Raw genomic sequence first — 25,411 nt, forward strand, 5'->3', positions numbered from 1 at the left:
CTCACTACCGACACGCAGCACTCCACGTGTGTGGGTGCTGTGACTTACGTACCTACTGTCACTTTTAGCATTGCTGCTTCAACTTTTAACTCAACTCTTTGCTGTACCGGCATGCGCGATACGCATCTCCTCAACGTAGATAACGGCGAAGTGAAAACTTATTATGATACAGTCAAATTTGTAAAATGTTCATTATGTACGCATTTTACCATTAAGCTTAACGTAATGACGATCCGACAAACTGAAATTTAGTTTGTTGTCACATATCCAGCCTTTTTCTAATTTCGTTGTTTTTAATAGGGTAAATTCTTTCTATTGGTATATTTTTAGAGTTTAGTTTTCCCTGCTTTCGCTGTACATTCCATTTCTTCACAAGCGGTGTCAAATCCTCAATGCGGTAAATTCCATCGGCCAGAAATTCTTTTAAAGTGGTTCCTTTTAGACCGATTTGAATTGCTGCACGATTTATGGAATTGCCATTCACATTTCTATCGGGATCCCATTGGCAATAAACTGTTGTTTCCTCAAATGCTTTTTCCCATTGAGTTGAACCTTTGTAAATCATTGAGTCTGGTGAAGTTAGCACCGCTTCCCTTAACAATTCATTAAATTTTTCCATATATACATCCAAAGCCAAAATACATTCCTGATTTTTCTTTGTTCCCCAATTAGACCGATACATCATCCACAAAAAGGAAGGTTTTATCCATGTCATGCGATTGAGATTAAAGTTTTCGCCAAAAGTCTGTAAGGCGACTGCTTCTTTTGCAATTACTGGATTATAAGCCTGATAAACCCGAATACATTGTCTATCGTATTGTGCAAATACTTCTTTTATATATTCCATGTTGTCTCCCTAAATTCAGATTTGTCGCACTGCGTCTTATCTGCCTTATGTGTAATGTGTCTCACTGAATGTAGCAAGCGCCCTGTCCTCCTCCTAAAGTATATCCCCTTATGTAGGGTAACCCCTTCGCTACTAACAAGACGTATCTCATGCTAAACTAAGATTTAGAAATATGGCTTAGGCGTTCCCTTGGTAAAGGTAGTTTACGTCATAAAACCCGCGAAGTGTTGAAAACAAAGGATTTCTACGTATCGATTCCTTGCATTCCTATTACACACTCCACATGAACCGTTTCTGAACACACTTTTGAGTTAACCTGTTATAACTCTCCTTGTACCATAAATATTACACATTCTACGCGACTTGTCTGCTGTCCTTTTTTCTTAAGCTTCATCCACAGCTCTATTTTCGTATACCTTTAAGATGAAAAATGAATTATGCAAAATGCTCAAATATTAAATTAAAGTTAGAACTTGACAAGTATAATTCCAATAATCATCAAAACTATCGTAATAATTTTTCTAGCATCAATTTTTCTTTTTTGCAAACTGAACAATCCAAACTGATCAACTAGAATAGCCATAATCATTTGTCCTAATAAGAAGATCATAACAGTTAAAATTGAACCTAGTACAGGCAATAAAATGATGTTACCTGTTACAATAAGAACACTACATACACCGCCTATATACGTCCAAAGAGGAATTCGCTGCTGTGTATGCTTGTCATACCGTGGAATTTCTATACCACGTTGTGTAATGAGTAGCAAAACAGCTAAAAGTACCGTACCGACAAAGAAAGAAATAAAAGCAGATCCTAAAAAGGAGCCTGTTGCAACACTGAGTTTGCCGTTAATAGCTGTTTGCAAAGGTGCTAAGAAACCAGCCAGTACGCCCACAATACCCCAAATGAATTTTCCGTCTTGCTTTTTTACGCTTGATGATGTCACTGCCATATCATTTTTCTTATTGAACTGTGCCAGAAAAATAGCAAAAATCATAACAATCCCACCAAGCACTCTAGTCGCAGACATAATTTGGGGTGGCACGCCGAACCAGCCAAAGTGATCGATGAGAATCCCAACAATCATTTGCCCTGTTATAGTCAATAGTGTTGTCATCGAAGCACCCAATTTAGCAAATAAAACAATGTTAATGACATTAAAACTCAGGCCAGCTATTCCTCCGCCAATGAAAACATATAATGGATACGAGAAATCAATTCTTGTGCTAATTCCAGCAGGATCAATAATCAGGTTAAGGATAAGCAATATAATTAATCCAGACAGAAACGCAATAAATGATGCGGTTAACGGTGTTTTGGCATGAAAACTGAGACGAACATTTAGAGAGGCTTGAATAGGAAAAGACATACCTATAGCTACCCCTATTATTAAATAGAGTATTATTTGCACGAAGACATCCTCCTTGATGTTATCTATTACAGACTTAATATATCCACAATAACTCTAATAATGTTGTTTTGTCAAAGTATTTCTTTCTCCGTGTTAAGAAACTTACCGTTGTCAAGTACAGGTGAATGTTGTATGATTTCGGGTGCGGTTGTTAATCAAGCGGATGGGCTCGGTTAGTTATCTGTCCGTAACCAATGCACACGCAGCCCACAGGCACATTTAGAGCGCAGAGCTTTATACGTACCCACAGGAAAGTATACTTCCGAGCTTGCAGAGGAACTCAACCAGAAGCTGAAGGAAATAATTTGCAGCCCCGTACTTCTCCTGGCAACTGGACCCCAGCGAGAACGGAAATGGTCTACTAAGGTAATTCTTCCTCAGAGGGCATGACTTCGCAGTATGATAACACAAGGTGAAAATCGAGTATTAAAGATGATTGCTGTAGGAAGTGACGGGGATAATATGCCGCCATGTGGAAGATGTAGTGATTTTATTAACCAAATACATGATGAGAACTTAAGCACGGAAGTTATAGTGGATAATGGGGTGAGTGTTACCCTGAAAGATCCATTGCCGCATGATTGGCGTAAATAAGCCACTGACAATTTGAGGATATTATTTATAATTCAACCTTTCGCGAGTTAATGATGGAATTATATTTCATCATTAACTCGCTAGCGATTGTAGCAGCTTAGATCCTATTAAAGCCAAAGCAAGCTAATTTATAGGTTGGATTGAAAGTTGAAACTTGACACTGTAGCAATTTTGGGGATATTATAGATATATCAAGTCTTTAATTGGGTGACGCGATGAAATTCACAAAAGCCACGAACTATACTCTGCATACCATACTTGCTCGTTGAAGCTTCTACGGATAAGTCGTTAGGCTTACAGCAGTTGGCAGAATCCCGCTGTAGAGTGACTCCCGCTTCATTTAATATCCGGCGAAAGATCGGCTCAGACAGATCTTGTCGTTGATAAGGCCTACCTTATCGGCCAGCACAGGCGTCAGGACTGCCATAACCCGTCCGTCGGTGGTTGCGCCAGTACCCTGGGTCCGATTGTCTTCGTCCAGGCCTGGGTTGACGGTGACAGTAAAGTCTTCATTGCTATAGAGAACGTCTCCGTTCAAAAATTGGACCCGTCAAAAGTCAGTTATCCTTTGTGAAAATAAAGGCATACTTCTTACTTGACTTTTGATTAAGTTCACATCCTAATTCTATATTATTGTAGCAGGGTATAACTCTGTGGCACCAATACATGGTTAAACCATATTATAAAGCTTCACATAGTGACTTGATGGACATGGTTACATAAAAAGCTGGAATCCCTACTAGGAGATGAACCGTTATGAAAAAGAAGTGGAGTGTAGGAATATTTCTCTTCAACGATGTTGAGGTACTTGATTTTGCTGGTCCCTTCGAAGTGTTTTCCGTTACTAAATATCCGGATCAACATGTAGGTACTCCAGAATCCAATCCGTTTCTCGTAAAACTAGTTTCGGAGACGGGAGAATTGGTACAAGCTTTTAATGGATTGAAAGTGCAGCCAGATTACAGTTTCGACAATGCGCCTTATTTTGATATTTTGGTGATTCCTGGCGGACTTGGCGCCAGAGAGAAGGAGATTTACAACGAAAAAGTCATTCAGTGGATTTCGCAGCGTATGGGTAAGGTTAAACTAATGACATCCGTTTGTACAGGTGCCCTCTTGTTGGCGAAGGCAGGTCTTCTAAATGGAAAGATGGCAACGACTCATTGGGCCAGCTACGATAGACTCGAGAATGAGTTTCCGGCTGTAACTGTAAAGAGGAATATCAAGTTCGTTGATGAAGGGAACATTGTGACATCGGGTGGGATATCCGCCGGAATCAATATGACATTCCACATTGTTAAACAACTACTAGGTTCTGAAATTGCTCGAACAACAGCCAAGACAATGGAGTACGACATCACGATTGAGTAACATCAATACTTAGAGTTACGTGTAATGGTCATAATATGGATGTTAATTCCATTTTATGACCTGTTTTATTTAGAAATACCGTCACATGCTCATGAAGCTAAGGCAAATCATTATCTGAAAACGAAAAAACGCTATTATTCTGTAATAGGATGGTTTTTTATCTGTAGCTGGGTTTCAAATGAACTTACTCTGTTTTCTCAGGAATTGTAATGATCTTTGTCCACACAAGCTCTCAACAGCTGGCAAGAAAAGTGGCATGTTTTAAAGGACAAGCGTTGTGCGTATGGTTAAGTCAAAAAGTAGCGAATACTTCCTTGACTCAGTTATGTATTTCTTTAGAATCTTCAACGGGTGTCTTGATAAGTCCCGAAGGACTCAACCAACGTTTTAATCCTTCAGCAGACTAACGGGATAAATAGTCAAATAAACATAACAAATCTGTTGTGATCAAGATTCTGGGACGCGCGGCAAGTATCTGCAATTAAACAGGTGACAAAGATAGCTTCTGTAAAAAAGAACACGTCTTTGTCTCCTCAAAAGCCACAACCGTCTTGATCTTGGATTTGTTAATCGATGATCTTTCTAGTCATAGTATCATCAATAAATGCTTGAATTTTTTGCTCCCTTAACAAGGAAGGAATCTCCCGCAATAGGTAGGGAAAAAATCAATCTGAATAACGAGGCATGAGCATGTACAAACAACTTGTGAAAAATTCAGTATAGAAACTCTACTAATACAAGCATCCTGCGTTCAATAAATTCTTGAATTCAGCTTTGGATGAAAGTAAATCAAGCGCTCATCGTGGTTTAATTTACAAGAAAAGAATAGTATCCCCCACTCCAATGTGAATCGAAAAGTTCCGCTTGGGCTTCTTTTGCCATTCATTCATGAAAGTGAAATCGTTGAATGAGTACGTTATGATGAAGTTCTTATTTTGTTACAGACGTTATTGAGAACACGAATTCATGAAAGGAGACCAAAAAAATGACTTTCTTAACTGATAAGCAATTTTTGAGAATTTCTCGCGCTTTGGCCGAACCAAGACGCTATCAAATGCTCAAGGAAATCGCCGCATCGAAAGATCCGTTACCTTGTGGCGTACTGATCGACACACACCATGTGAGCGCCGCAACGGTATCTCACCATTTGAAAGAACTTGAGACGGCAGGCTTGATTCAAAACATTCGAAATGGCAGACTTTTGAGTCTCGTTTTTCAACATGGTGTCCTGCAAGCTTATTTGGATCAGCTTTCTGAATTATTCTCGGAAGACAAACAATCAAAGAACGTCAAATAATAATCTATAAAGTAAGTATAACAAGGAGATTTCGGGCTCCTTGTTTTTGTTTTTGCAATCACAAAAATACATCTATGCCTCGTATGCCTGTCCGTTGGCACATGATCATAAAGGGATCCTTCCTATTTCTGAGCTCTTCGTATATCGACTCCCTCCATCTTTTCATATAACGGTGAAAACAAGTGAAAATTGAAAAAAACCATATACGTCATATTTTAAATTTTAATCCAATAATTCTTATTATGTGCAACATCCTTATCTTTCGATAAAATTGCATTATCTTTCGATAAAATTGCATATAGAAATCCGCTGAAATCCGAATTATCCGTGCCCTCATCAGCAGTCATCATTAATGGTTTCTTCAACCCGCCTGCGGAGACTTGACGTATGCCATATGGAACACCATCCATATTGATAGCTGCTTTAATTCTAAAATCCGCCATTATCATCTAAGTTGTTGTTGCTCCACCGAATGAATGACCAAACATACCCATATTTTGCATATCCATTCTCCTGTAAAAAGATAGTCTGGATCAGCTTTGGCCAACTTTTCCACTTGGTCCAGTAATACCATGTGAGGATAAGAAGATTCCTGATTGGATATTGTCGCATTCTCAATGGCATGTGTTTTGACATAGCTAAATGTTGTAAATAAAAATTTGGGTAGATTCATCACAGTACTGTACGCCTCGGCAAATACATCCCCATCAGAATAATACTTAATCCACTCACCTTCAGCCGTGGCATCAGCAGGATACCAGATTTGTACCATTAACACTCGCTTGTCTCCAGATTCCGGTGTCAGATTTTCTGCCCGCTGATTATCCCGCCAATCAATGTTACTGTACCAATTTTGTACGTGCCTGTCGGCTTCTCGAAGGTGAACACTGGAAGTATAATTCGCAGAACCACTGCTACGGATGAATATATCACAGCTAGCACTGTTAGCGTAATCAGATTTGCAGAGGATGCCTTGTTGGCTACCCTCTCCTCAGGCTTGGATTTTACTTGCCTTACTCATTATAATTCTATACAACGGGAAGAGCTTCAGTGCCTAACAAGAACAAGATTGTTTCCTATCTAAGCATGATCCAAGCCCATTTTTGCGATGAAACGCAGATGTCCAACATTTTATTTTACTAGGGTGCTATTTTTCAGAAATGTATCTCGGGTCAAGTTCAAAAAGGCTTCGATCGCAGGTGATATCCATTTCTCTTCATGCCAAAACATTTGGGTTGCAAACGATGTGACGGTCAAATCCCATGGCAACAGGACCAGTTCTCCCCGATTCACTTCTGCGGTCACGGCCATTTCAGGCAATATGGCGATGCCCATTCCTATTTTCGAGCATTGTTCAATGGCTGCTGCACTGATAAACTCTAATTCGGTAATGCCTCCCATGCCCTTCGCTGTCAGCAAAAAAGTCTCACCATTAAAATCTTCAATAGCCAACGCTGTACGTGCAGCCAAAGGATGATCGGGCGCTACTAATAAATAAAAGTGCTCATCCAGCATAAAAACAATGTCTGCGTCCCCTTTCCGCAAGCTCTGTTTGAAGTTAGAATTAACCAACGGTCGAAACATCAGCCGAATCCCCGGATAGCGCAAGCGGAACCGGCGCAGTACAGTCGGCAGACGGTACGTGAACAACGTTTCATCTGCACTTATGACCAGTGTACCCGTCACCTCGCCGGATTGCTTGACTGCATGCTGTACCACCACACGCGCCAGTAGTTGGCTGCGTGTTTTTGTGATATTATGCTTTGCTTGTCCCCTCCGCATCAAGCTTTTGATTTCAGCGAGTAGTCCAATGCCATTTAAGAGCTTCTTCTTCTATTTTTTTGACAAACTCATCTTTACCATCACCATAGCCATCAATGTCAGTTGGATATTGGCCAGCTAATTCACTTTTTAATTCCCCATATTTCTTACATATTTCTGGGCTTTGTCGAAGATAATCTCTAAACGATAGGTGTCTTTCGATTTCTTGAATATTATCATACTGGAAAGCATGAATTTGATGAGTTCGATTGTCTCCACCCTTACGGAAGTATCTCCTTCCTTTAATCCCGAATTCACCCATGACTTCATAGCCAAGCTTTTCAAATTGTACTGAATAATTATCTAATTCATTGATGTCGTTGGCTACAAGCAGAATATCAATGATAGGCTTTGCTTTTAAATGGGGTACAGAAGTACTCCCAATATGAAAACTGTTCACTAGTTCCTCTTGAAGAATTCCCTTAATGGCCTGTTCTTCTTTTAGATACTCGTTTTTCCAATTTGGATCATATTCAACTACTATGATATTCATTTTGTAACTCCCTTCATGTCAAAGCTTTCTCCATTTCATATTGCTCGATGTATACTTCAAGACCAATTCTTTCAAGGAGCCGATTTAACTACAGCATAACCACAAATCATGTCGTCTTCCCTTATCGTAATCACATCGTATAAGTGTGAGTTTAATAAAATGGCATGAACGGATTGGTTCACAATTCCAAAAAGAATGTACCGATTTCCAATCGAATTCATCCGGACAAACAATAGTGATGGATGCGTGGTTGTGGTCAGCCGGAAGGTGTAAATCGATACGCCCCTTCAAACAAACCCGTTCCCTATTGATTTGAAATCCTAAAGCGCTATACACTTTAATAGCTTTTTCATTCGTTTGGTTCACTTCAAGCAAACATTTTTGAACATGATGTTCTTTAAGAATGGGAAAAGCATGACGATAGATTTGTGTAACAAGCCGTCTCCCTCTGTATAAAGGAATGGCTCCTTTGTAACATTCATAGAGTTCGAACACCCATAAAGAAGCCATTCTCTAAAGGGTATGGCTTCTTTGTGGTGTAGGTAGGAGTAAAATTCGCGCTCATTCAGGACAACACACTCGCTTCTGTTCGAGCTCTGAAGTTGAGTTTATGTCGAATCTGAATACGGGCATATTCATCGCTTAGTAATAGCGAGACGGCTTGCTCACCAATTGCAGTTTGATGATAATCCACACTTGGGAAACCTAATATTTCACTTAATGGCGTATTCTCCTCACCAATAATCTCGAAATCTTGCGGATAATTGTAGCCGTGCATTTTGGCGGAAGCTATAATTCCTGCAGCGACTTCATCGCCATTCGTAAAAATCGCATCCGGGACGATCGAATCTCGAAACATGAGGTCGCCAACTCTTTTCCCATCTTGATAGTCGAAGCACTGGTCGAAAAACTGACCTTCATAAGCTTCAGAAATGGTTTCTTGATAAGCCTGAATACGTAATCGCGTACTAGGACTCGATTGAAAATCTCTTCCCGATGTGAAATGTATACGTTTATAACCTTTGTTCTTCAAATAAGTGAAGACTTCGATATACGCTGCAAATCGATCTGGGAACACAGACGAGACAAGCTCGACGGGGCAAGCCTCGCAGCATACGATTTTTCCCCACTCGGACAAGGCTAAGATCTGCTCAGGATGAAGTGTATGCGAAGTGAGTAGGATTCCATCGATCATTTTCTTTTTCAGTAACGTAAGATAGCTACTCTCTATGACGTTCTCATAATACGAAGGCAGCAAGAGAACTTGATAATGCAACTCATGCGCTTTCTTCAGAATGCCGTTAATGAGTTCATCATAACAAGAGTTATTATTATACGGCACAATGACACCAATGGTATTTGTCTTTCCTTTGATTAGCTTCACCGCGTTGCCATTCACCGAGTAATTCAATTCCTTGATAACCGCCATAATCTTTTCTTGCTTGTCCTTGGCGACATAAGGATACCCATTGAGAACGCGGGATACGGTTGTAATCGAGACACCTGCCATTCTAGCTACATCTTTGATGTTCGCCATAAGGATCCCCCTCTTTTCTGCATATTCGGAATCATTGTAACATGCTGATTTCTTTTTTAGAAATATGATTTTGAATGCTTGACTTGAAATGCATTTCATTCTTTACAATGAAAAAATATCAGCAGGATGATTCCTATTTTTAGAAGGAGGTTAAGGCATGAGAACCTTTGCGTTCGCTTCGTATTCATTGTATTTTCTAGCAGGACTTGTCATTACAACGATCGGTTCTGTGATGCCGCAATTGCTCGCTCACTATGAACAATCTTATACGGTTGGCGGTCAGATGGTATTCGTGAGTGCAGTCGGCTTTATTGCGGGCGTGCCAATTTCGGCATGGCTCATGAAAGTGTTGAAGAAGGAAAAATACGTACTCGCGCTCTCTGCGATCGTCATTGCAATTGCGCAGTTCAGTGTATGGTCACTTCCGCCGTTCGGCTGGGTTGTGGCATTAAATTTCTTGAATAGTGTCGGTACAGCATCAATCGAGTGTGTTGTTGCGACATTGATGATGGAAGTATTCGTGGGCCGTCGAGCTGTGGTGATGAGTTATCTCGAGGTCTCATTCGGGATCGGTGCGCTCTGTATGCCACTCATCGCTAGTGTATTGATTGCGAATCAGGTTTGGCGGTATTCCTTCCTCGTAACGGCATGTCTTGGAATCATTATGGCAGTCGTATGGTGCTTCATCTCTTTTACCAAGGAGGAAACGGAAGGCGCGGAATCTTTGGATGCCGACATTGCACTACCTCCAATGTTCAAGACTAAGCAGATAAAGCGGTACATCCTTTTCGCATTCGTCTTCTTGATTTTCATTTACAGCGGAATTGAGGGGAGTCTGAATCATTTCATGTCCTCCATCTTCCTGAATCATTTAGAGGTTACCCCTTACTACGCCTCGTTAAGTATTAGCTTGTTCTGGATAGCGATGGTGATTGGCAGGGCTGCTACAGGTTGGATTATTCGAAAAGTAAATTATGCGAGTTATTTGCGCTGGAGTATGTTCGGCACGCTCGTGGTGATCGTGATGTTTGCGTTATCGAGGGATGCTGTTATCGGTTTTATCCTGGTCATCATGATGGGGTTAACGATGTCTGGTGTATATTCGATCACGATGGTGTATGCGAATCATACGTTTCTCGGCATGACGCGTCTCGTGACCAGTCTGATAACAGCTTTTGCCGGGTTCGGAGCCGCGGTCTTCCCTGCACTGATTGGATATTCGATGGACCACTCAGGCACGGTGTCTGCGTTGTGGTATATCGCTGGCTTTGCGGCGATCTATTTGATCATACTGCTGCTAGTTATCGGCAGATTCTACCGTAATCAAGCGGACGTGACCTTAAATTAATGAAAATGGGGAGGACTTTAATATGGATGTACAAATCATTGCAGTAGACATGGATGGCACGTTTCTGAATGACCGCAAGGATTATAATCGAGATCGCTTTCTGGATCAGTATGCCCAGATGAAAAGAAAGGGCATTCGGTTTGTTGTGGCTAGCGGTAATCAATATTACCAGCTGCGGTCATTTTTTCCTGAAATTGAGCATGAAATTGCTTTTGTTGCGGAGAATGGCGCTTATATTATAGACGGGAATGAGGAAGTGTTCACAGGTCGAATGTCTGATGAGACAATTGCGAAGACGCTGGAGCTTCTGAAAGACTATCCTTCCTCGAACATTGCATTATGCGGCAAACAAAGTGCTTACATGCGGCATGATGAATCAGATGACTATTATAACTATTCGAAACAATACTACCATCGATTAATGAGAGTAGAGAATCTAACGCATATTGAGGATCAATTGTTTAAATTTGCCCTTCGTTTTCCACATGAAGATCTGGATCTAGCACTTCTGAACCTGAAGCTTGAGTTAGAGGAGGAAGTTACGGCCGTATCGTGCGGACATGGGGATGTGGATATTATTGTGACGGGTATTCACAAGGCGCATGGAATTCAGCTTCTTCAGCAAAGATGGCAGATTGCGGACGATAAGACGGCGGCTTTTGGAGATAGTGGCAATGATGTCGAAATGCTAAAGCATGTACATTATAGCTACGCGATGGAACATGCGAGTGAACTTGTGAAGAGGACGGCGAAATATCAGATCGGTTCGAATAATGCCGAAGCTGTGCTGGATGCGATAGACTTGCTATTATGATTTTCATCAATTGAAAAATGATATTTGCGCAGTAATTTTTATTTTACTTACCGTTTTAATATCATTGTTTGTAAAGTATCTATAACCGTTCATTTCATTTTTTCTTAGCTTTAATAGAGATTTCACATCGTAATATTTCAATATTATTTGAGATATATTGTTAATTTTGGAAATTAACCAATTTTATATAGCGACAAAATCACCTCTTAACTTGTAGTGGTTAACTAAAAAACAATGGTAGGGGTATTTTGGAATATCGGAAGGGATGAGAAGCTTGGTTTAAAGTGGTATTGTGAATGATTGCTTACGAAGATTTTTTAGAAGCGAGTGAAAGGGTTTGGGAACCAACCCTTTTTTCACTCGCTTCTACTGAAGCCTGGCTGCTCATCGCAGCCATCCGGCGCATGACGCACCGTGTCGCAGGAACTTGAATAAAAAGAATTTAAATTTGAGTCGGACTCTCAGTCAGTGGAGTTAGGAGAAATCACTTCCCACTTTCCAAAGAGCGTCAAACCCGCCGCTTTAGCCAGCGACGTAGACGCCTGGTTATCGATCTGGCATCTGTACAGGGGTTCGTATAAGCTTGAAAAACTTTTAGTTAGAAGCCTTTAGATTATTCGTGGCAATCTATCTCTCCTTTAAGCAGATAATCTTTCTTCTTATGTACCCGTGTGCATTATTTCAAAAGATTAGGGAACTATCCTGTTACGCATTTTTGTTCGATACTGTCCCGGTGATAAACCCGTCCACTTCTTAAAAGCGCTTTGAAATGCGCTAGGCTCGGAAAAATACAGCAAATAGGCAATATCGCCGATGGAATACTCTCTTTTTTGCAAATAAATCATGGACAATTCCTTGCGTACCTTTACAGATAGCTCATTATAGGAAGTTTGTTCGGCCTTCAACTTATGTTGAAGTGTTCTTGTGCTTATTTTGAAATATTCCGCAGTTTGCTGTAAGGTCGGAAAAAAGGAAGGAACACATTCTTTCATCCACTGCACTACCCGGTCTGAAAACGTACTTGCCTGGGACAGCTCATCCTTGGTTTCCCGCGCCATATTCTCGAATACTCCCAGTAGTCTTGCATCAGAGTACAGAATCGGATATTTCAGCACTTCCTTACTCATACGCAGAACATTATCTTTCCCGCCAAAGCGGGGCTCTTTCCCGAAAACCGCCATATAGGGCCATGTATCCGCCGGTGCGCCATGTGTAAATCGAATTTCATGCAACGGGATGTGTTGGTTGCTAAGCTTGTTGATCTTATGATACAGCGAACTTGCCATTTCCTCTACGACATGTCGCGATGTTTGACCGAGATGCTGCAAAAAGAAACGTATAAGGACATCGTCCCCCTCCACTTCCCAATCCAGGTTGAATACGTTGCACAGAATCACATTGTATCTCTGATAAGCGGTAAGCGCATCGACAATGGCTTTAGAATGAAGCATCACATAACCGAGAATGCCCATATCGGCAATCCCTATGATCTGTCCTTGGTGCAAGCCAAAATGATTGTCCTGCGTGTAATTCGCGGCGGCAATCATCAATCGCTCCAATTCCTCTTCGGTAATACGAGCCTCCGTATTCTCTAATAAACTACGGTCAAACGAAGCATACTTGAAATATTTCTCTACTTCATATCCTTTATGAACAATAGTCTTCATTATCGGATATACCATTGTGATGGGAACTCCTGGGTTCTTCAATATCGACTCCCCCTTTGCGTGAATAAGCAGGATACTTGCGCTTTTGATTATTCATTTATCTTTCTATTCATTCTATGCTAATTACAGTCTAATACTAACTATTATATCGCAAACAATTGCAACAGGAGGAACTAGAGATGAAATCAAATATTCTTGTTATTAACGGACATCCCGACCCAGAGAGCTTCTGCTCGGCCTTGTCCCAAGCTTATATGAAGGGGGCTTCGGCTAACCAAGCCCAGGTTCGCTCTATTGATTTGAGCAAGATCCAATTTGACCCGAACCTAAAGTTTGGCTACCGTAAAAGAACAGAATTAGAGGAAGATCTGAGAGATGCGCAAGAGCTAATCCACTGGGCGGATCACCTTGTATTTGTTTATCCTACATGGTGGGGTGTAATGCCGGCCATCCTGAAAGGATTTATCGATCGGGTCTTTCTCCCCGGCTTTGCTTACAAATACCGGGAAAATTCTTCTGCAGTGGACAAGCTTTTATCCGGTAAGTCCTCGCATTTGATCGTCACTGCCGATACTCCGTTCTGGTACAATAAGTTGGCATATAAGAATGCAGAATACAATGTGATGAAACGCAACATATTGAAGTTTTGTGGAGTATCTCCTGTACGTGTTACTGAGATTGGTCCGATCCGAGGATCTTCGGATAAAGCGCGAGCTGAGTGGCTAGCCAAAGTGAATCAGCTTGGGGCGCAATTATCTTGAGCACCTAAAAAGTATAGTTGTTCAGAAGGGGTGATAGGATGAGTAAGCACTTTATTATATTTGGATCAAGCCATGGGCTAGGCGCGATGCATTTGTAAAAGGCTTACCCACCAAGGGAGATACTGTATGGGTGGTGTCACGCACACGACCAAATAGTTTAGATATAAATGATGGCGTAAATCGTAAATGACTTACCATTGATTTATCTAGTCAACAACAAAACAGCAGATTTAGATCATCCGAATAATGCACAAGTTTCGTTTGTCACATCTAAATTTGGATTGCGTGGTATTACAAATGCTTTGCGTGAGCACGTGAGAAAAGATAAGATCTCTATAACGTGTATTAATCCAGGAGAGCATGCTGCTGAAGTTCCTTATGAAGAAGGTGTAGAAAAGGCAATCACGTTGTATGAAGGTACACGTATTCCAGTACAATACATTGCGACCATTGTCCAATAAGTTATTAATTTATCGCCTGTTTCAAGTGTAAAGGAAATAAATATTCCTGCCATAACAGACTTAAATGCATGATTGTATAGCATATGAATAGAGTTTTTCAGTATATTATAAAAATTAATCATTCGGTACTAATTACAGCTCGCATTTTGATCACTCTTTTTTCAAAATGCGAGCTATTTTCTATCCCTAGAATTAATGTTTGCAGATATCTTTCAATCAATCTTTTTAAAGCTACACATTACACTTTTTTATTCAAAATATAAAAGAGTAGCAAAACGCTATCCTTTTAAAACCGCATCGCAATATGAATTAAATTGCCCGCGGCATCCGTTGAATTCTTCAAGAAAGTTTAATAGATCTTTATTTTTTGCGCTTTTTCCTAAAATGATTTCTGCTATTTTTCAGCATATTCTTGAGTATCAAAATCTTCATAATTACTTAATGAAACAATAGTCAAACGTTCTTCTAGGAAGCGCATAAAGTGTGTACTGTAGCCAGCCCAAAGTCCTGAATGTTCTAAGTAATGACAATCAAAATCTTCGCCAATAGACAAGCCTAAAGCATAATCTTCATATTCAATAATTATCTCACCGGTTGGAGAATTATTGGTCCTATTTCTAGTGATTTTATAGCAGTTAATTAATCCGAATTTAAAATCCCCTCTTTTTCAGATAAATCCATATAATCTACTAATCCACCAGTATGATGAATTAAATGTCTTAGAATCACAGGCTCAGCATATGATGATAAAATATTTTTTTCGCTTCGCCGAATATATTAAGAAGACTGCAACCGAACGTCACAACGGTGCATTTTACATTAATTTGTTTGTAAAGTAAATTCCGGGTGATCACCGATGGTTTGCTCTAATAACTTAAATGGCTGTTGTTTTAAATAGTAATTGAAGAAGTCTAGTGAGTAATCGTTAATAAGGCGATGAGCCTCTCTTATATCGACTCCTTCCATCTTTTCATATAACGGTGAAAGCAGATGAGAATCAGAAAAACCGTAATGCGTCATATTTTTTAATTTTATCCAATAATTTTTATTGCGTGCAGCATCGTTATTCTTTGTCATGATCGTCTCTATAAATCCGCCGAAATCCGAATTATCTGTGCCCTCATCAGCAGTCATCATCATGAATGGTTTCTTCAATCCGCCTACGGAAATTGAACGTTTACCATACGGAACACCATCCATATTGATAGCTGCTTTAATTCTAGAATCCGCCATTACCATTTGAGTCGTTGCTGCCCCACCGAATGAATGACCAAACATACCTATATTTTGCATATCCATGCGGCCTGTAAAACGATGATCTGGATCAGCGTTGGCCAACTTTTCTACTTGATCCAGTACAAATTTAGCATCTTCCACCCATATTTCATTAGTTTGGTTTAATTGAGCAACTGAATCTAAGTCATCCGATATAAGACTAGCTACTCGCCCATCTGGAAAAACAGAAACCATACTGTTATAGGTGTGATCTATACCTACGACAATATATCCATGACTAACTAACTGTTCGATCTGGAAAGTGTTCTGATTTTTGTGCCCACTGAAACCATGTGAGAAAATAAGTACAGGATAAGTAGATTCCTGATTGGATATCCTCGCATACTCAATGGCATGTGTTTTAACATAACCGAAATTTGTAAATAAAAATTTAGGTAGATCCATCATGCTACCGTATGCCTTGGCAAATACATCCGCATTAGAATGGTACTTTACCCCTTCACCTTCAGCTGTAGCATCAGCAGGATACCAGATTTGTACCATTAACTCTCGCTTGTCGCCAGATTCCGGTGTCAGAGTTTCTTCCCGCTGATTATCCCGCCAATCATAGGTTACTGTACCAATTTTGTACGGGCCTGACGGCTTCTCAAAAGTGAACACTGGAAGTATAAGTGGCAGAGCCACTGCTACGGATGAATAAATCACAGCTAGCGCTGTTAGCGTAATCCGCTTTGCAGAGGATGCCTTGTTGGCTACTCTCTCCTCAGGCTTAGATTTCAATCTGCTGGCTAGAATTACTAGAGGGACTACTGTCATAGTATAAGCAGGAATCATTTGCCAACGCATGCCTTCAATAACCCCATGCAGCAATGTAATGATGGCGGAAATACCAAAACCAATAAGCAACTGACGCTGCGATTTGTTCTTAGCGAATATGAACCAACCAAATAGAAAAATATTGAAAACAATCAACAACATTTCAAAAAACCTCATAATTCTATGACCTCCGCATGATGCTAGTTTGTCCATTCGCTAAATTAAATAATACATACTCCTGTTGGGGCAGATTCGAGCCTTAGCTGACGAAAATTGAAAATGACAAGACTCCTTTTTTGCCATCCTTCCTATTAACTATTAATAGCATGAGTTAATCCGCTTTTTAAGCGGGTCTTTAAACATATATGTTCTTGTCTCGCTCAGGTGGCGTTCGCACCAAATGGAATATTATCCCTTTTCCAGAATATAATCATCATGCGTGCCAACAGCATTGTTCAATATCTGTAAAGGCGCCCCTTTCAGATAATAATTGAAGAAATCAAGCGTAAACTCGTTGACGACCCGATGCGTCCCGCGCGCGTCCGTTCCCTGTACCCACTCCAGAATTGGCGAAATCAAAAAGTTATCGGTGAAGCTCATATGAGAAGTGTCGGTCAGCTTCAGCCAATAGTTTCCGCCGGCCGTTACCGGTGCATACCGGGCATTTACCTCTTTAAAGTATCGTTCAACTTCGCCGCGGTTCAAGCCCATGGCGGCGAGCTGATCGTCGCTTAAGGCGCCGCTGGAGGCCGCTATCGAATTGTCCGCACTGATCATCAGAAACGGCTTGCTTATGCCTGCCGTCGGAATGCGGCGTTTACCGTACAAGGCTCCGTCCATATTGATGCCTGCCTGAACCCGCGGATCACTCAGCAACATCTGAACCGTAGTCGCCCCGCCGAACGAATGTCCGAGCATGCCAACCCGCCCCATGTCCATTCGTCCCGTAAACCGCTGATCCGGGTCGGTAGCAGCAAGCTGTTCAAGCTGATCCAGCACAAACCGCACATCATTCACCCAAACCTCATTCAGCTTGTCCGTTTTTTCAAATGGCTCTATCCCAGTTCCTGTTTTATCCTGGAACAACGCCACCCGTCCATCCGAGAATATCGAAGCCATACTGCTGTAAGTATGATTGATTCCTGCCACAATGTAGCCCTCGCTCACCAACTGCTCAATCTGGAACATGTTCTGACCCTCGAACCCACGAGACCCGTGAGAAAAAATAATTACCGGATACATCGCTTCCGCATCAGACAGCGCCGCGTGTTCAATCGCATGCGTGCGGACTTCGCCAAGGCTCGTGAAAAATACCTGTGGCAGGCCAAGCAGCTGCTGATGTCCCTCGGCATAAATTTTGGAATCAGGCACATACGGCGCCCGGGTTCCCTTAGCGTCCTTGCTGGCCGGATACCAGATCCGTACGTTTAGTTCCCGCTTGGCCCCGGCCGCCGCCCCAGCGTTCTTTTCCTCACGGGTGCTGTCAATCCAGTGATAAGTGACCGTGCCAATCCCATACGGGCCTGCCGGTTCAGCGAATGTAAACACCGGGAACAGCAAAGTCGCAGCAACGGTTGCCGCCCCGTATAAAACGGCGATTAACAACGCTGCAATTCTGCGTACACCGCGCCTTTTAACGATCCCTTGCCCGGCTCGGGCGTGCCGCCGATGATCGAGCACCAGCGCCAATAAAGGAGCCAGCGTCAATGCATAAGCGGGGATCAGGGGCCAGCGCCATCCCTCAACCCAGCCCTGTACAACGAGAAGAACCGCCGAGACGGCCAACCCTCCCCACAATAACTGTCGATGCTTTTGTTGCCTGATAACCAGCAACAGCAACATAACCACATTAAACGTCACCAGTACAACTTCCATGATTCTCACTTGATGATGACCTCCTCGAATACTGTGTCCGACGAATCTATAATATCCTTAAGGCCCCGCCACCAGATCGCAGATAGAGTTACCTTACCTAATTTTTCGCAATTGACCATACCCATGTTGATATATACGTTTTTACAATCTTTTCGTTCCTGCTTGTATCAAACGGCGTCGTTCCGTTAGTTTGTTGTGATTACCGTTGGCTTCATGCTGACCTCGATCATTTGCGACCTGTCGCTGAATGGGCAGAAATGATACTTACAAAGCATAAATTTTGCACCTAACATGGTATTGTTGACGCATAATCCTTGCTCATCATATGCCGAGAAAGCACCATTCGTTGGCAGCTTGATCGTCATCGTTTTGCCTGTTACCGCTGCCGGGATGGTATTCCATTGGGCATGCCCGTTCGTTGGCGCCGTGACCCTGGACCGATTTCCTGTATAGATCGGTTTTACATTCGTCTCGCTCAGAAGTAAGTACGCATTAACCTTCAAATATTCGATGCCGTCTTCCGTGTAGAACTGGACTTCAGTCGTATCCCGGCAAACCAATCCTGGGAAGTGGATCTGACTCGTCGCCGTGTTCGGACCTGTAGTCTTTTGTCCTCAAAAAAAATTAGGATGTGCTGTTTTGTCTAACTTCTTCACTCATTCTATCTCCTCTTAAAATTTTACTACTCAACTTAACGAAAGCCGCCAATTGGGCTGGCGGCTTTCGTTGGGAGTTTTACGTTGTTTAATTATTTTTATCTGGTATGAACTGTTTTAATTTATCAATATGAACAGCCCCAACAACTTTATCGATCGGCTCACCATTTTTAAGAAGAATCGTAGTTGGAAGGCTCAAAATTCCATAATGAGCGGCAGTATTTGGTTGTTCGTCTACATTGATTTTTAGCACCCTCACTACTTTACTATACTCCTGATCGAACCTCTCGAGTATAGGTGCAAAAGCGCGGCAAGGTCCGCACCAAGGAGCCCAAAAGTTAACTAATGTTAAACCTTCATTTTTCAAATCACTTTCAAAGGTTGTATCCGTAGAGTGACAAATAGTCATGTCTATCTTCCTCCATTTCATAATTTTTCACACATTTCCCACTACCAATGATGAACCGATTGGATATCATCACCTCCTTAAACTTAAACAACACGTCTGAAATCGAAAAACTTTGGTACGTACATCCCCAACTCAACTTTTTGAGATATTAAAGATTTTTTATATCAGTAATTAACCCGTAGGTGAACTACCACGATTTGTAAAGTCTTCCTCCGTCAAATCCATATTTACGCTCATAGCTGTTTGGCTGCCGTCCGCTGCAGCAAAAACCACTTGGGAAGGAGCCACGTACGAAGTATCTCCGGCGATGTATAAACCAGGTATTGCAGACCTCCCCTTTCCGTCCGTTTTAATCCCGCCCGAGGCCGTCATTCCACAGCCTAATCGTTCTGCGAACGGAACGCTTTGCACAAATTTAGGAGTTATGAAACCGCCAGCTCTCGGAATTTGAGTTCCGTCTGCAAAGCGAACATGTTCAAGCTGCCCATTTGGGCCAATGAAAGCTGAAATAGGTTGCTCCATTACCACAATATCTTTTGATTGAAGGTGCTTTTTGTGCACATCTGACAGAGACGCCTTACCGTTCGTACAGACAACCAAATCTTCGCTCCAATTGAGAAGCAGTTTGGCCGTATGAAATAGGTTTGGATATTCGGATACAACAACAAGCGGTTGATCTTGAAGCTCCCAGCCGTCGCAATAGGGACAATTGAACAAGCTTTTCCCGTAAAGCGGATAAAAGCCTTCAATATCTGGATATATCTCCTTTACGCCTGTTGCCAAAATCAGTTTTCGCGCTTTAAGGTGAAGGCCAGCAGAATCAACTAACTCAAATCCGAATTGGGTAGTGTCAACGGAAACAACTTCGTTTTGAAGATGATCGACTAACGGATAACTTTTAACCTCCTCAAGAGCAATTCTGCGGAACTCGGCCGGCGTTACGCCGTCTCTCGTAATAAAGCCGTGAGACGCATGTGTAACGGCATTTCTGGGTTGATTGTTGTCAAAGATAGCCACGCTTCTCCTTGCCCTTCCAAGGATGAGGGCTGCGTTCAACCCGGCCGGTCCTCCACCAATAATGGCGCATTCGTAAATCATGACGCTCAACTCCTTTATATAGACTTTAAAGACTTATTATATCTATGATTGGATAAAAAATATTCTAATGTGTATCAAACTCCTCTCCTCCTTTCAATATAAAATGGCTCAACCTTAAACCTGTGTTTGCTTTTGGACCAGATCCGTCAACTTCGTGTTTTTAAGATGGCTTTCCATTTTCTCTTCTGCTTCCTTCATTACAGCTTGAATCCAGCATTCTTCGCCGTGGACAAAATCACATTCAAATAAGGATGCGGTGCTTCAATAACGTGGGTATTATCCAAAAATGTATTATCATCTTTCTTGCATGGTGTGCAAAGCATAATTTGTTGCTTTTGTAAATATCACGCTAACACCTCATTCAAAGACTTATTGTATCTATAATATCTTTGAAATCGTAAATGTGTCAAGTTATACCTTGGTGAATCATTCACCCAATCGTTATCTGATGCAGATATACTGGTAGCGGGGCTAGCTATTTCTTTTAGATGTTGTGTAATTTCTATTATAATAAGTTTATTGTAAGCGTAAGTTTCGAAGTAATATAAACTATTCTTAATTTAACTTTTGAGGGGGATAACGATGGTTAACTTCACTAACCCGCCAGCAGTACCTCAACAGTAGAATCTGCTGTTAAAGATACTTACTGAGTTTTACGGACCTTTTCCGCAGATCTACTGTGTGCATGTGGCAGCCGACATTAATTTGTCGCCCTATCATAATCCCTTTGCAAGTTCATCTCGCTACCCTATTCACCATCACACGCAGCCAACAGTGGCTGCGTGTTTTTTGAGTGCATATTATTATGCAGTGCTTGTCCCCTCCATCAAACTTTTGATTTCAGTGGATAGTCCAATGCCATTTGAGAGCTTCTTCTTCTATTTTTCTGACAAACTCATCTTTACCGTCACCATAGCCATCAATGTCAGTTGGATATTGGTCAGCTAATTTACTTATTAATTCCCCGTATTTCTTACATATTTCTGGGTTTTGGCGAAGATAATCTCTGAAAGATAGTTGCCTTCCGATTTCTTGAATATTATCATACTGGAAAGCATGAATTTGATGAATGCGATTGTCTCCACCCTTACGGAAGTATCTCCTTCCTTTGATTCCAAATCCACCCATAATCTCATATCCAAGATCTTCAAATTGTAATGAGTAAGTATCTAATTCATTGATGTCAATAACTACAAGCAGAATGTCAATGAATGATATTCATTTCTTAGCCTCCTACTTTAAAGTAATGTTTTTGTTTTCTCGCTCATTCTCATGATTTCAACTGGGTCATTGCTCATAATCATTGTGAAAATCCCCTAGCTCTACCAGGGATATTGAGGATTCCCTTGATTTTCTTTTTCATAATGATTAATCTATTTTACCAATTCTTCAACAGTTGTATGAACTCCTCCATCCCCTGTATGTTCCCAAGGACTTTCATAGATTCCATATGCTCCTTGTTCATTTTTCAAATATCCACTAGCAATCCACAATTGTTGTGTCTTTCATATTCAAATAATTTAAATGATCTAGTATTAACAAAAAAATTTAACACAAACACTTGACCTTAGGTCTGACCTAAGGTGTACCGTTGAGGTATTAAAAGCTTTAGGAGTGAACTTTATGAAGAGTGAAATTACGATCAGTGAATTAGCCAATCTTATGAACGTGTCTGTTCATCAAATTCGTTATTTTGAAGAGAAAGGAGTTCTTGGGCCCGCTTATACAGATAACAATCAATATAGAATGTACAACATTGAGCAAGTCTACCAGCTAGCACATATTCTATTGCTTCGTAAGCTGGGAGTGTCTGTTCAGTCCATAAATGATTGTATGACCTCCTATTCTGCGGATCAATATCAACAGCTTCTCCATCATTCCTTGCGGGAATTGGATGCTGAGTTGCTGCGGCTCAATGAGCTTCAGCATTTCATCAAAAAAGTTTTACATGAACAGCAAAACTTTAATTCGCAGTCCAACCAGTATCACATAAAGCGGCGAGACACCACCTACTTTGCAAGTTGGATTGAAATGGATTCACACACTAAACTTAATGCCAAACTTTTGGCTGAACAAGCGAAGCGCGTTCCGAACTTGTTCGAATCGGACATTCATTATATATATGACGGTTCGAGCACAATTTCCTTATGCCTAGAAACTCAAGGGCCTGGCGATTTTCCCTTACCTGGAGGCAATTACCTTTCCATGCAGAGCCTAATTCATGAAGATGATGAGCTCAAACAAATGATTGAACAGTTGTATGACTATGTGGCTGCGCAATCTTATACCATAGCTGGACCCCTAATTCTTATTGAAAGATCCTATTTATCGTTATTTAGCAAGAACGAGTTGTATTACGAGTTGCAATTCTTGATCGAATCGGCAACAAAATCCGAAAGGAGAAACCATCATGACTGCAGCACAGATAACAATTGAACCTATGCAGGCCAAGTATAATCCACAGGTCGGCCGCTTGCTTGTTCACGGGTTTCGCGGAAAATTTCAAAAGTTGACGAGCATGAATGATGACGATCTCTCTCTTTTTTTCGAAAATCTGTTTGAACATTATCCCACCGAACTGGCAAGTCAAAGAATGGTCGCCCTGCAAGCTGGAGAGGTTATCGGAATGATATCTATCAAATGGAAGCCCGAATCTGACGTGAAGCAAAAGCAAGAGCTTCCTTCGTGGAAGAGCTTCAATAAGTTGGGGAAATGGAACCTGTTAAAAATGCTGATCGGGTTATCTTTATTAGATCATAAACCACAGGCTGGAGAATGTTATATTGCAGACATTGTTGTCCATCAAGACCATCGAAGCAAGGGGATTGGAAAGCTATTATTTCAGTGGGCGCAGCATTTTGCGCAAACTGAGCCACACCTAAATGTTCTGAGCTTGCACGTCGTAGGTAGTAACCCACGTGCCAAGCAACTATACGAGCTCCTGTCATTCCAGACTCATTTACAAAAGAATAGCTTAGTGCGGCATCTTTTGTTCAATGAATCGAAATGGGATTATATGGTCTTGAATTTAAAATAATCAGTAAATTTTATAGGAGGCTATTTAATGAAAAAGAAAAAGATACAAAGTTGGGTGGGGAAAGCGTATGCGTATATTTACTAAAGAAAAAAAATCATTAGTTGTCATCTTATTTAACTTATTTATTGCCTTTGTAGGGGTAGGCCTTGCTGCCCCAATCATGCCATCCCTTGCAAAAGAAATGCATTTAAGCGGCCAAGTGATGGGATACATGATTTCTGCCTTTGCATTTGCCATGCTTCTCGTCTCTCCTATTGCCGGGATCTGGGTAGATACGATTGGCAGAAAGAAAATGATTGTATTCGGTCTATTCCTTTTTTCTATCTCGGAGCTGTTATTTGCCATTGGGAATCAGGTTTGGGTACTGTTTCTTTCCAGAATATTAGGAGGGATTAGCGATGCCCTCATTATGCCAGCAGTAACTGCTTTTATCGCGGATAGCACTTCATTAGAAGAGAGAGCTAAAGTCATGGGATATCAAGCTGCTGCGATTAGTTTAGGGTTCATCATTGGTCCTGGCATTGGCGGGTTTGTAGCCGAATTAGGCATACGCGCCCCGTTCTTTTTCGCAGCAGGCTTTGCCCTGGTAGCTGCTTTCATTTCACTCCTTGTTTTGCAAGAGCCTTTATCTAAAGAACAACTTATAAAAAACAGAAATTTGAGATCAAAAACAAACTTTTTCTCAGAGATTAAGAAATCTTTTCATCCTATATATTTGATGCCCCTGATCATTGTCTTCGTACTATCTTTTGGACTATCTGCCTATGAAATGATGTTCAGCCTTTTTGTAGATTCGAAATTCGGTTTTACTGCCAAAGATATAGCTATCATAATTACAGTAGGCTCCATCTCGGGTGTTGTAGCTCAATTGTTATTCTTTGATAAGCTGGTAAACAAGTTCGGCGAGAAGAAGATTATTCATGCCACGATTATAGTTGCTGCAATTTTCATTGTTGCTTCTGTGTTTGTCAGTCGTTATTGGAGCATTATGGCCGTTTCCAGTATTGTATTTTTCGCCTGTGATTTACTTCGTCCTGCATTGACAACACTTCTTTCCAAATTGGCAGGGAAAGAGCAAGGTTTTGTCGCTGGGATGAATTCCATGTATACAAGTCTTGGAATTATTATGGGACCGGCAATAGGCGGTATTTTGTTTGATGTGAATATTAATTTACCATATATTTTCGCAGCAGTAGTACTGTTTGCCACATTTGTAATGTCAGTAGTGTGGAAAAGTAAAGCAATGGAATCCATTACATAATACCTTGATCTGCTGCAGGGAACATCAGGAAGCGGAGCCTCTATGCACATGATAAACATCTTTTATCCTAGATAGAACTAATAAAAATTTGTAGAGGGTTGGTAGAAGAAATGCGAATTTCTGTCACGTTATCTTTAATTATCTTATTCGCAGGCATCTGTTCGATTCTGGCAGTTTATCAGGGGCATCGTGAATGGTCTTTATTTAGCTTTGGCTTAGGTGTTTTATTACATGCGTTAAAACCGAAGCCTATCCAGAAAGAAGCCTTCTCGCAAAGTATCCATTCTCTAAGTCAATTGATTACATTTGGCACAGTTCCTGGGATTATGTTGTATAAAACTGTCCTAACTCCCAATTCATTTTTGGTTTGTATCGGTATATTTGTCAGCGCCTGTGCAATCCAACTAGCACATAAAAATACGAGGTTCCCTAGTAAAGTGAATAAAAGAATGTCAGTTGCTGCAGGCGGAAGTCTTTTAACTCTGTATGCATTATTTATAGAAAAATATTCAATCATACTAACGACTTTATTAATATTGCTTTTGAGCTTGCTTATTGTTTTTCCTATTCGAAAAAAGAATTAAAGGATGTGATATCG

The 25,411-nt window shown here is 41.0% G+C and carries 28 protein-coding genes and 4 pseudogenes; 12 read left to right on the plus strand and 20 right to left on the minus strand.

Annotated elements, in window-relative coordinates; translation table 11 throughout:
* Positions 1-259: 259 nt before the first annotated feature.
* Positions 260-847, minus strand: a complete 588-nt coding sequence (locus PAENI_RS27735) for a DUF4291 domain-containing protein (protein ID WP_076298676.1) — start codon at positions 845-847, stop codon at positions 260-262.
* Positions 848-1,313: 466 nt separating this feature from the next.
* On the minus strand, positions 1,314-2,261 hold the full coding sequence (locus PAENI_RS27740) for a DMT family transporter (protein WP_149647481.1): 948 nt from the start codon (positions 2,259-2,261) through the stop codon (positions 1,314-1,316).
* Between the two features lie 432 nt (positions 2,262-2,693).
* Between PAENI_RS27740 and PAENI_RS32350 the strand changes: the two genes are divergently transcribed.
* From PAENI_RS32350 to PAENI_RS27760, 4 genes and pseudogenes are all read left to right on the plus strand, one after another.
* Positions 2,694-2,855, plus strand: a complete 162-nt coding sequence (locus PAENI_RS32350) for a hypothetical protein (RefSeq protein WP_223179015.1) — start codon at positions 2,694-2,696, stop codon at positions 2,853-2,855.
* A gap of 756 nt (positions 2,856-3,611) precedes the next feature.
* Positions 3,612-4,226, plus strand: coding sequence for a DJ-1/PfpI family protein (locus PAENI_RS27750; RefSeq protein ID WP_149647482.1), 615 nt, complete (start codon positions 3,612-3,614; stop codon positions 4,224-4,226).
* 159 nt (positions 4,227-4,385) lie between these two features.
* Positions 4,386-4,627: pseudogene (locus PAENI_RS32775) on the plus strand (IS4 family transposase); the annotation flags it as partial.
* Between the two features lie 584 nt (positions 4,628-5,211).
* Complete coding sequence (locus PAENI_RS27760; RefSeq protein WP_149647484.1) at positions 5,212-5,523, plus strand: ArsR/SmtB family transcription factor; 312 nt, start codon at positions 5,212-5,214, stop codon at positions 5,521-5,523.
* Between the two features lie 215 nt (positions 5,524-5,738).
* On the opposite strand, the gene PAENI_RS27765 is transcribed toward PAENI_RS27760, so the two are convergent.
* From PAENI_RS27765 to PAENI_RS27790, 7 genes are all read right to left on the minus strand, one after another.
* Positions 5,739-5,966 carry a hypothetical protein gene (locus tag PAENI_RS27765; protein ID WP_223179016.1) on the minus strand — a complete coding sequence of 76 codons (228 nt, stop codon included), beginning with the start codon at positions 5,964-5,966 and terminating at the stop codon, positions 5,739-5,741.
* 2 nt (positions 5,967-5,968) lie between these two features.
* Positions 5,969-6,301, minus strand: a complete 333-nt coding sequence (locus tag PAENI_RS27770; protein ID WP_149647486.1) for a hypothetical protein — start codon at positions 6,299-6,301, stop codon at positions 5,969-5,971.
* Between the two features lie 23 nt (positions 6,302-6,324).
* Positions 6,325-6,465: a hypothetical protein gene (locus PAENI_RS32355; protein ID WP_223179017.1), complete on the minus strand. Its 141-nt coding sequence runs from the start codon at positions 6,463-6,465 to the stop codon at positions 6,325-6,327.
* A gap of 189 nt (positions 6,466-6,654) precedes the next feature.
* Entirely contained in the window at positions 6,655-7,305 is a 651-nt protein-coding gene (locus tag PAENI_RS27775) for a LysR family transcriptional regulator substrate-binding protein (RefSeq protein WP_149647487.1), read from the minus strand.
* Between the two features lie 13 nt (positions 7,306-7,318).
* Positions 7,319-7,837 (minus strand): GrpB family protein, encoded by a 519-nt coding sequence (locus tag PAENI_RS27780; RefSeq protein ID WP_149647488.1) that lies wholly within the window; start codon positions 7,835-7,837, stop codon positions 7,319-7,321.
* An 84-nt stretch (positions 7,838-7,921) separates the two neighbouring features.
* Positions 7,922-8,347 (minus strand): GNAT family N-acetyltransferase, encoded by a 426-nt coding sequence (locus tag PAENI_RS33120; protein ID WP_149647489.1) that lies wholly within the window; start codon positions 8,345-8,347, stop codon positions 7,922-7,924.
* Between the two features lie 55 nt (positions 8,348-8,402).
* Positions 8,403-9,374 carry a LacI family DNA-binding transcriptional regulator gene (locus PAENI_RS27790; protein WP_188114713.1) on the minus strand — a complete coding sequence of 324 codons (972 nt, stop codon included), beginning with the start codon at positions 9,372-9,374 and terminating at the stop codon, positions 8,403-8,405.
* 157 nt (positions 9,375-9,531) lie between these two features.
* Here PAENI_RS27790 and PAENI_RS27795 point away from each other — a divergent pair, with 157 nt between their 5' ends.
* Both PAENI_RS27795 and PAENI_RS27800 read left to right on the plus strand, forming a co-directional pair.
* On the plus strand, positions 9,532-10,722 hold the full coding sequence (locus PAENI_RS27795) for an MFS transporter (protein ID WP_076298668.1): 1,191 nt from the start codon (positions 9,532-9,534) through the stop codon (positions 10,720-10,722).
* 22 nt (positions 10,723-10,744) lie between these two features.
* Positions 10,745-11,536 carry a Cof-type HAD-IIB family hydrolase gene (locus PAENI_RS27800; protein ID WP_149647491.1) on the plus strand — a complete coding sequence of 264 codons (792 nt, stop codon included), beginning with the start codon at positions 10,745-10,747 and terminating at the stop codon, positions 11,534-11,536.
* Positions 11,537-11,542: 6 nt separating this feature from the next.
* Here the strand turns inward: PAENI_RS27800 and PAENI_RS33125 are convergent, their stop codons facing one another.
* Positions 11,543-11,710, minus strand: a complete 168-nt coding sequence (locus tag PAENI_RS33125; protein ID WP_149647557.1) for a MerR family transcriptional regulator — start codon at positions 11,708-11,710, stop codon at positions 11,543-11,545.
* Positions 11,711-12,225: 515 nt separating this feature from the next.
* Positions 12,226-13,245, minus strand: a complete 1,020-nt coding sequence (locus PAENI_RS27815) for an AraC family transcriptional regulator (protein ID WP_149647492.1) — start codon at positions 13,243-13,245, stop codon at positions 12,226-12,228.
* Positions 13,246-13,382: 137 nt separating this feature from the next.
* Between PAENI_RS27815 and PAENI_RS27820 the strand changes: the two genes are divergently transcribed.
* Complete coding sequence (locus PAENI_RS27820) at positions 13,383-13,964, plus strand: NAD(P)H-dependent oxidoreductase (protein ID WP_149647493.1); 582 nt, start codon at positions 13,383-13,385, stop codon at positions 13,962-13,964.
* A gap of 38 nt (positions 13,965-14,002) precedes the next feature.
* Positions 14,003-14,497 (plus strand): annotated as a pseudogene (locus tag PAENI_RS27825) (hypothetical protein).
* Between the two features lie 322 nt (positions 14,498-14,819).
* Here PAENI_RS27825 and PAENI_RS33130 read toward each other — a convergent pair.
* The 9 genes and pseudogenes from PAENI_RS33130 to PAENI_RS32780 all read right to left on the minus strand — a co-directional run.
* Positions 14,820-14,978 carry a hypothetical protein gene (locus tag PAENI_RS33130; RefSeq protein ID WP_223179018.1) on the minus strand — a complete coding sequence of 53 codons (159 nt, stop codon included), beginning with the start codon at positions 14,976-14,978 and terminating at the stop codon, positions 14,820-14,822.
* A gap of 266 nt (positions 14,979-15,244) precedes the next feature.
* Positions 15,245-16,654: an alpha/beta hydrolase family protein gene (locus PAENI_RS27830; RefSeq protein WP_149647494.1), complete on the minus strand. Its 1,410-nt coding sequence runs from the start codon at positions 16,652-16,654 to the stop codon at positions 15,245-15,247.
* A 231-nt stretch (positions 16,655-16,885) separates the two neighbouring features.
* Complete coding sequence (locus PAENI_RS27835; protein WP_262495762.1) at positions 16,886-18,352, minus strand: alpha/beta hydrolase family protein; 1,467 nt, start codon at positions 18,350-18,352, stop codon at positions 16,886-16,888.
* Between the two features lie 185 nt (positions 18,353-18,537).
* Entirely contained in the window at positions 18,538-18,912 is a 375-nt protein-coding gene (locus PAENI_RS27840) for a hypothetical protein (RefSeq protein ID WP_223179019.1), read from the minus strand.
* Positions 18,913-19,096: 184 nt separating this feature from the next.
* Positions 19,097-19,417 carry a thioredoxin gene (gene trxA, locus PAENI_RS27845; RefSeq protein ID WP_076298663.1) on the minus strand — a complete coding sequence of 107 codons (321 nt, stop codon included), beginning with the start codon at positions 19,415-19,417 and terminating at the stop codon, positions 19,097-19,099.
* A gap of 171 nt (positions 19,418-19,588) precedes the next feature.
* The gene (locus PAENI_RS27850) at positions 19,589-20,515 is read right to left on the minus strand and encodes an NAD(P)/FAD-dependent oxidoreductase (RefSeq protein ID WP_149647497.1); all 927 of its coding nucleotides are present in this window, start codon (positions 20,513-20,515) and stop codon (positions 19,589-19,591) included.
* Between the two features lie 114 nt (positions 20,516-20,629).
* Positions 20,630-20,817 (minus strand): annotated as a pseudogene (locus PAENI_RS32365) (transcriptional regulator); the annotation flags it as partial.
* Between the two features lie 538 nt (positions 20,818-21,355).
* The gene (locus PAENI_RS27860; RefSeq protein WP_149647498.1) at positions 21,356-21,733 is read right to left on the minus strand and encodes a GrpB family protein; all 378 of its coding nucleotides are present in this window, start codon (positions 21,731-21,733) and stop codon (positions 21,356-21,358) included.
* Between the two features lie 158 nt (positions 21,734-21,891).
* Positions 21,892-22,030: pseudogene (locus PAENI_RS32780) on the minus strand (serine hydrolase domain-containing protein); the annotation flags it as partial.
* A gap of 108 nt (positions 22,031-22,138) precedes the next feature.
* Between PAENI_RS32780 and PAENI_RS27870 the strand changes: the two are divergent.
* The 4 genes from PAENI_RS27870 (at position 22,139) to PAENI_RS27885 (ending at position 25,397) form a co-directional block, all read left to right on the plus strand.
* The gene (locus tag PAENI_RS27870; protein WP_149647499.1) at positions 22,139-22,951 is read left to right on the plus strand and encodes a helix-turn-helix domain-containing protein; all 813 of its coding nucleotides are present in this window, start codon (positions 22,139-22,141) and stop codon (positions 22,949-22,951) included.
* Entirely contained in the window at positions 22,926-23,552 is a 627-nt protein-coding gene (locus PAENI_RS27875) for a GNAT family N-acetyltransferase (RefSeq protein WP_149647500.1), read from the plus strand. Before PAENI_RS27870 ends, PAENI_RS27875 begins: the two co-directional genes overlap by 26 nt.
* Before the next feature lie 67 nt (positions 23,553-23,619).
* The gene (locus PAENI_RS27880) at positions 23,620-24,813 is read left to right on the plus strand and encodes an MFS transporter (protein WP_149647501.1); all 1,194 of its coding nucleotides are present in this window, start codon (positions 23,620-23,622) and stop codon (positions 24,811-24,813) included.
* A gap of 110 nt (positions 24,814-24,923) precedes the next feature.
* Entirely contained in the window at positions 24,924-25,397 is a 474-nt protein-coding gene (locus tag PAENI_RS27885) for a CDP-alcohol phosphatidyltransferase family protein (RefSeq protein WP_076298658.1), read from the plus strand.
* The last annotated feature ends 14 nt before the right edge of the window (positions 25,398-25,411 follow it).

This window comes from Paenibacillus sp. B2(2019) (assembly GCF_008370385.1).
Lineage (GTDB): Bacteria > Bacillota > Bacilli > Paenibacillales > Paenibacillaceae > Paenibacillus_AQ.

What these genes read in the sequence shown, in the direction of transcription:
- PAENI_RS27780 (WP_149647488.1), bottom strand. Translation starts at nt 7,837, where the DNA reads ATGAATATCATAGTAGTTGAATATGATCCAAATTGGAAAAACGAGTAT.
- PAENI_RS27850 (WP_149647497.1), bottom strand. Translation starts at nt 20,515, where the DNA reads ATGATTTACGAATGCGCCATTATTGGTGGAGGACCGGCCGGGTTGAAC.
- PAENI_RS27885 (WP_076298658.1), top strand. Translation starts at nt 24,924, where the DNA reads ATGCGAATTTCTGTCACGTTATCTTTAATTATCTTATTCGCAGGCATC.
- PAENI_RS27760 (WP_149647484.1), top strand. Translation starts at nt 5,212, where the DNA reads ATGACTTTCTTAACTGATAAGCAATTTTTGAGAATTTCTCGCGCTTTG.
- PAENI_RS27735 (WP_076298676.1), bottom strand. Translation starts at nt 847, where the DNA reads ATGGAATATATAAAAGAAGTATTTGCACAATACGATAGACAATGTATT.
- PAENI_RS27875 (WP_149647500.1), top strand. Translation starts at nt 22,926, where the DNA reads ATGACTGCAGCACAGATAACAATTGAACCTATGCAGGCCAAGTATAAT.
- PAENI_RS33120 (WP_149647489.1), bottom strand. Translation starts at nt 8,347, where the DNA reads ATGGCTTCTTTATGGGTGTTCGAACTCTATGAATGTTACAAAGGAGCC.
- PAENI_RS27775 (WP_149647487.1), bottom strand. Translation starts at nt 7,305, where the DNA reads ATGCGGAGGGGACAAGCAAAGCATAATATCACAAAAACACGCAGCCAA.
- PAENI_RS27880 (WP_149647501.1), top strand. Translation starts at nt 23,620, where the DNA reads ATGCGTATATTTACTAAAGAAAAAAAATCATTAGTTGTCATCTTATTT.
- PAENI_RS27820 (WP_149647493.1), top strand. Translation starts at nt 13,383, where the DNA reads ATGAAATCAAATATTCTTGTTATTAACGGACATCCCGACCCAGAGAGC.
- PAENI_RS32350 (WP_223179015.1), top strand. Translation starts at nt 2,694, where the DNA reads ATGATTGCTGTAGGAAGTGACGGGGATAATATGCCGCCATGTGGAAGA.
- PAENI_RS27795 (WP_076298668.1), top strand. Translation starts at nt 9,532, where the DNA reads ATGAGAACCTTTGCGTTCGCTTCGTATTCATTGTATTTTCTAGCAGGA.
- PAENI_RS27750 (WP_149647482.1), top strand. Translation starts at nt 3,612, where the DNA reads ATGAAAAAGAAGTGGAGTGTAGGAATATTTCTCTTCAACGATGTTGAG.
- PAENI_RS27765 (WP_223179016.1), bottom strand. Translation starts at nt 5,966, where the DNA reads ATGGCGGATTTTAGAATTAAAGCAGCTATCAATATGGATGGTGTTCCA.
- PAENI_RS27790 (WP_188114713.1), bottom strand. Translation starts at nt 9,374, where the DNA reads ATGGCGAACATCAAAGATGTAGCTAGAATGGCAGGTGTCTCGATTACA.
- PAENI_RS27830 (WP_149647494.1), bottom strand. Translation starts at nt 16,654, where the DNA reads ATGAGGTTTTTTGAAATGTTGTTGATTGTTTTCAATATTTTTCTATTT.
- trxA (WP_076298663.1), bottom strand. Translation starts at nt 19,417, where the DNA reads ATGACTATTTGTCACTCTACGGATACAACCTTTGAAAGTGATTTGAAA.
- PAENI_RS27870 (WP_149647499.1), top strand. Translation starts at nt 22,139, where the DNA reads ATGAAGAGTGAAATTACGATCAGTGAATTAGCCAATCTTATGAACGTG.
- PAENI_RS27800 (WP_149647491.1), top strand. Translation starts at nt 10,745, where the DNA reads ATGGATGTACAAATCATTGCAGTAGACATGGATGGCACGTTTCTGAAT.
- PAENI_RS27835 (WP_262495762.1), bottom strand. Translation starts at nt 18,352, where the DNA reads ATGGAAGTTGTACTGGTGACGTTTAATGTGGTTATGTTGCTGTTGCTG.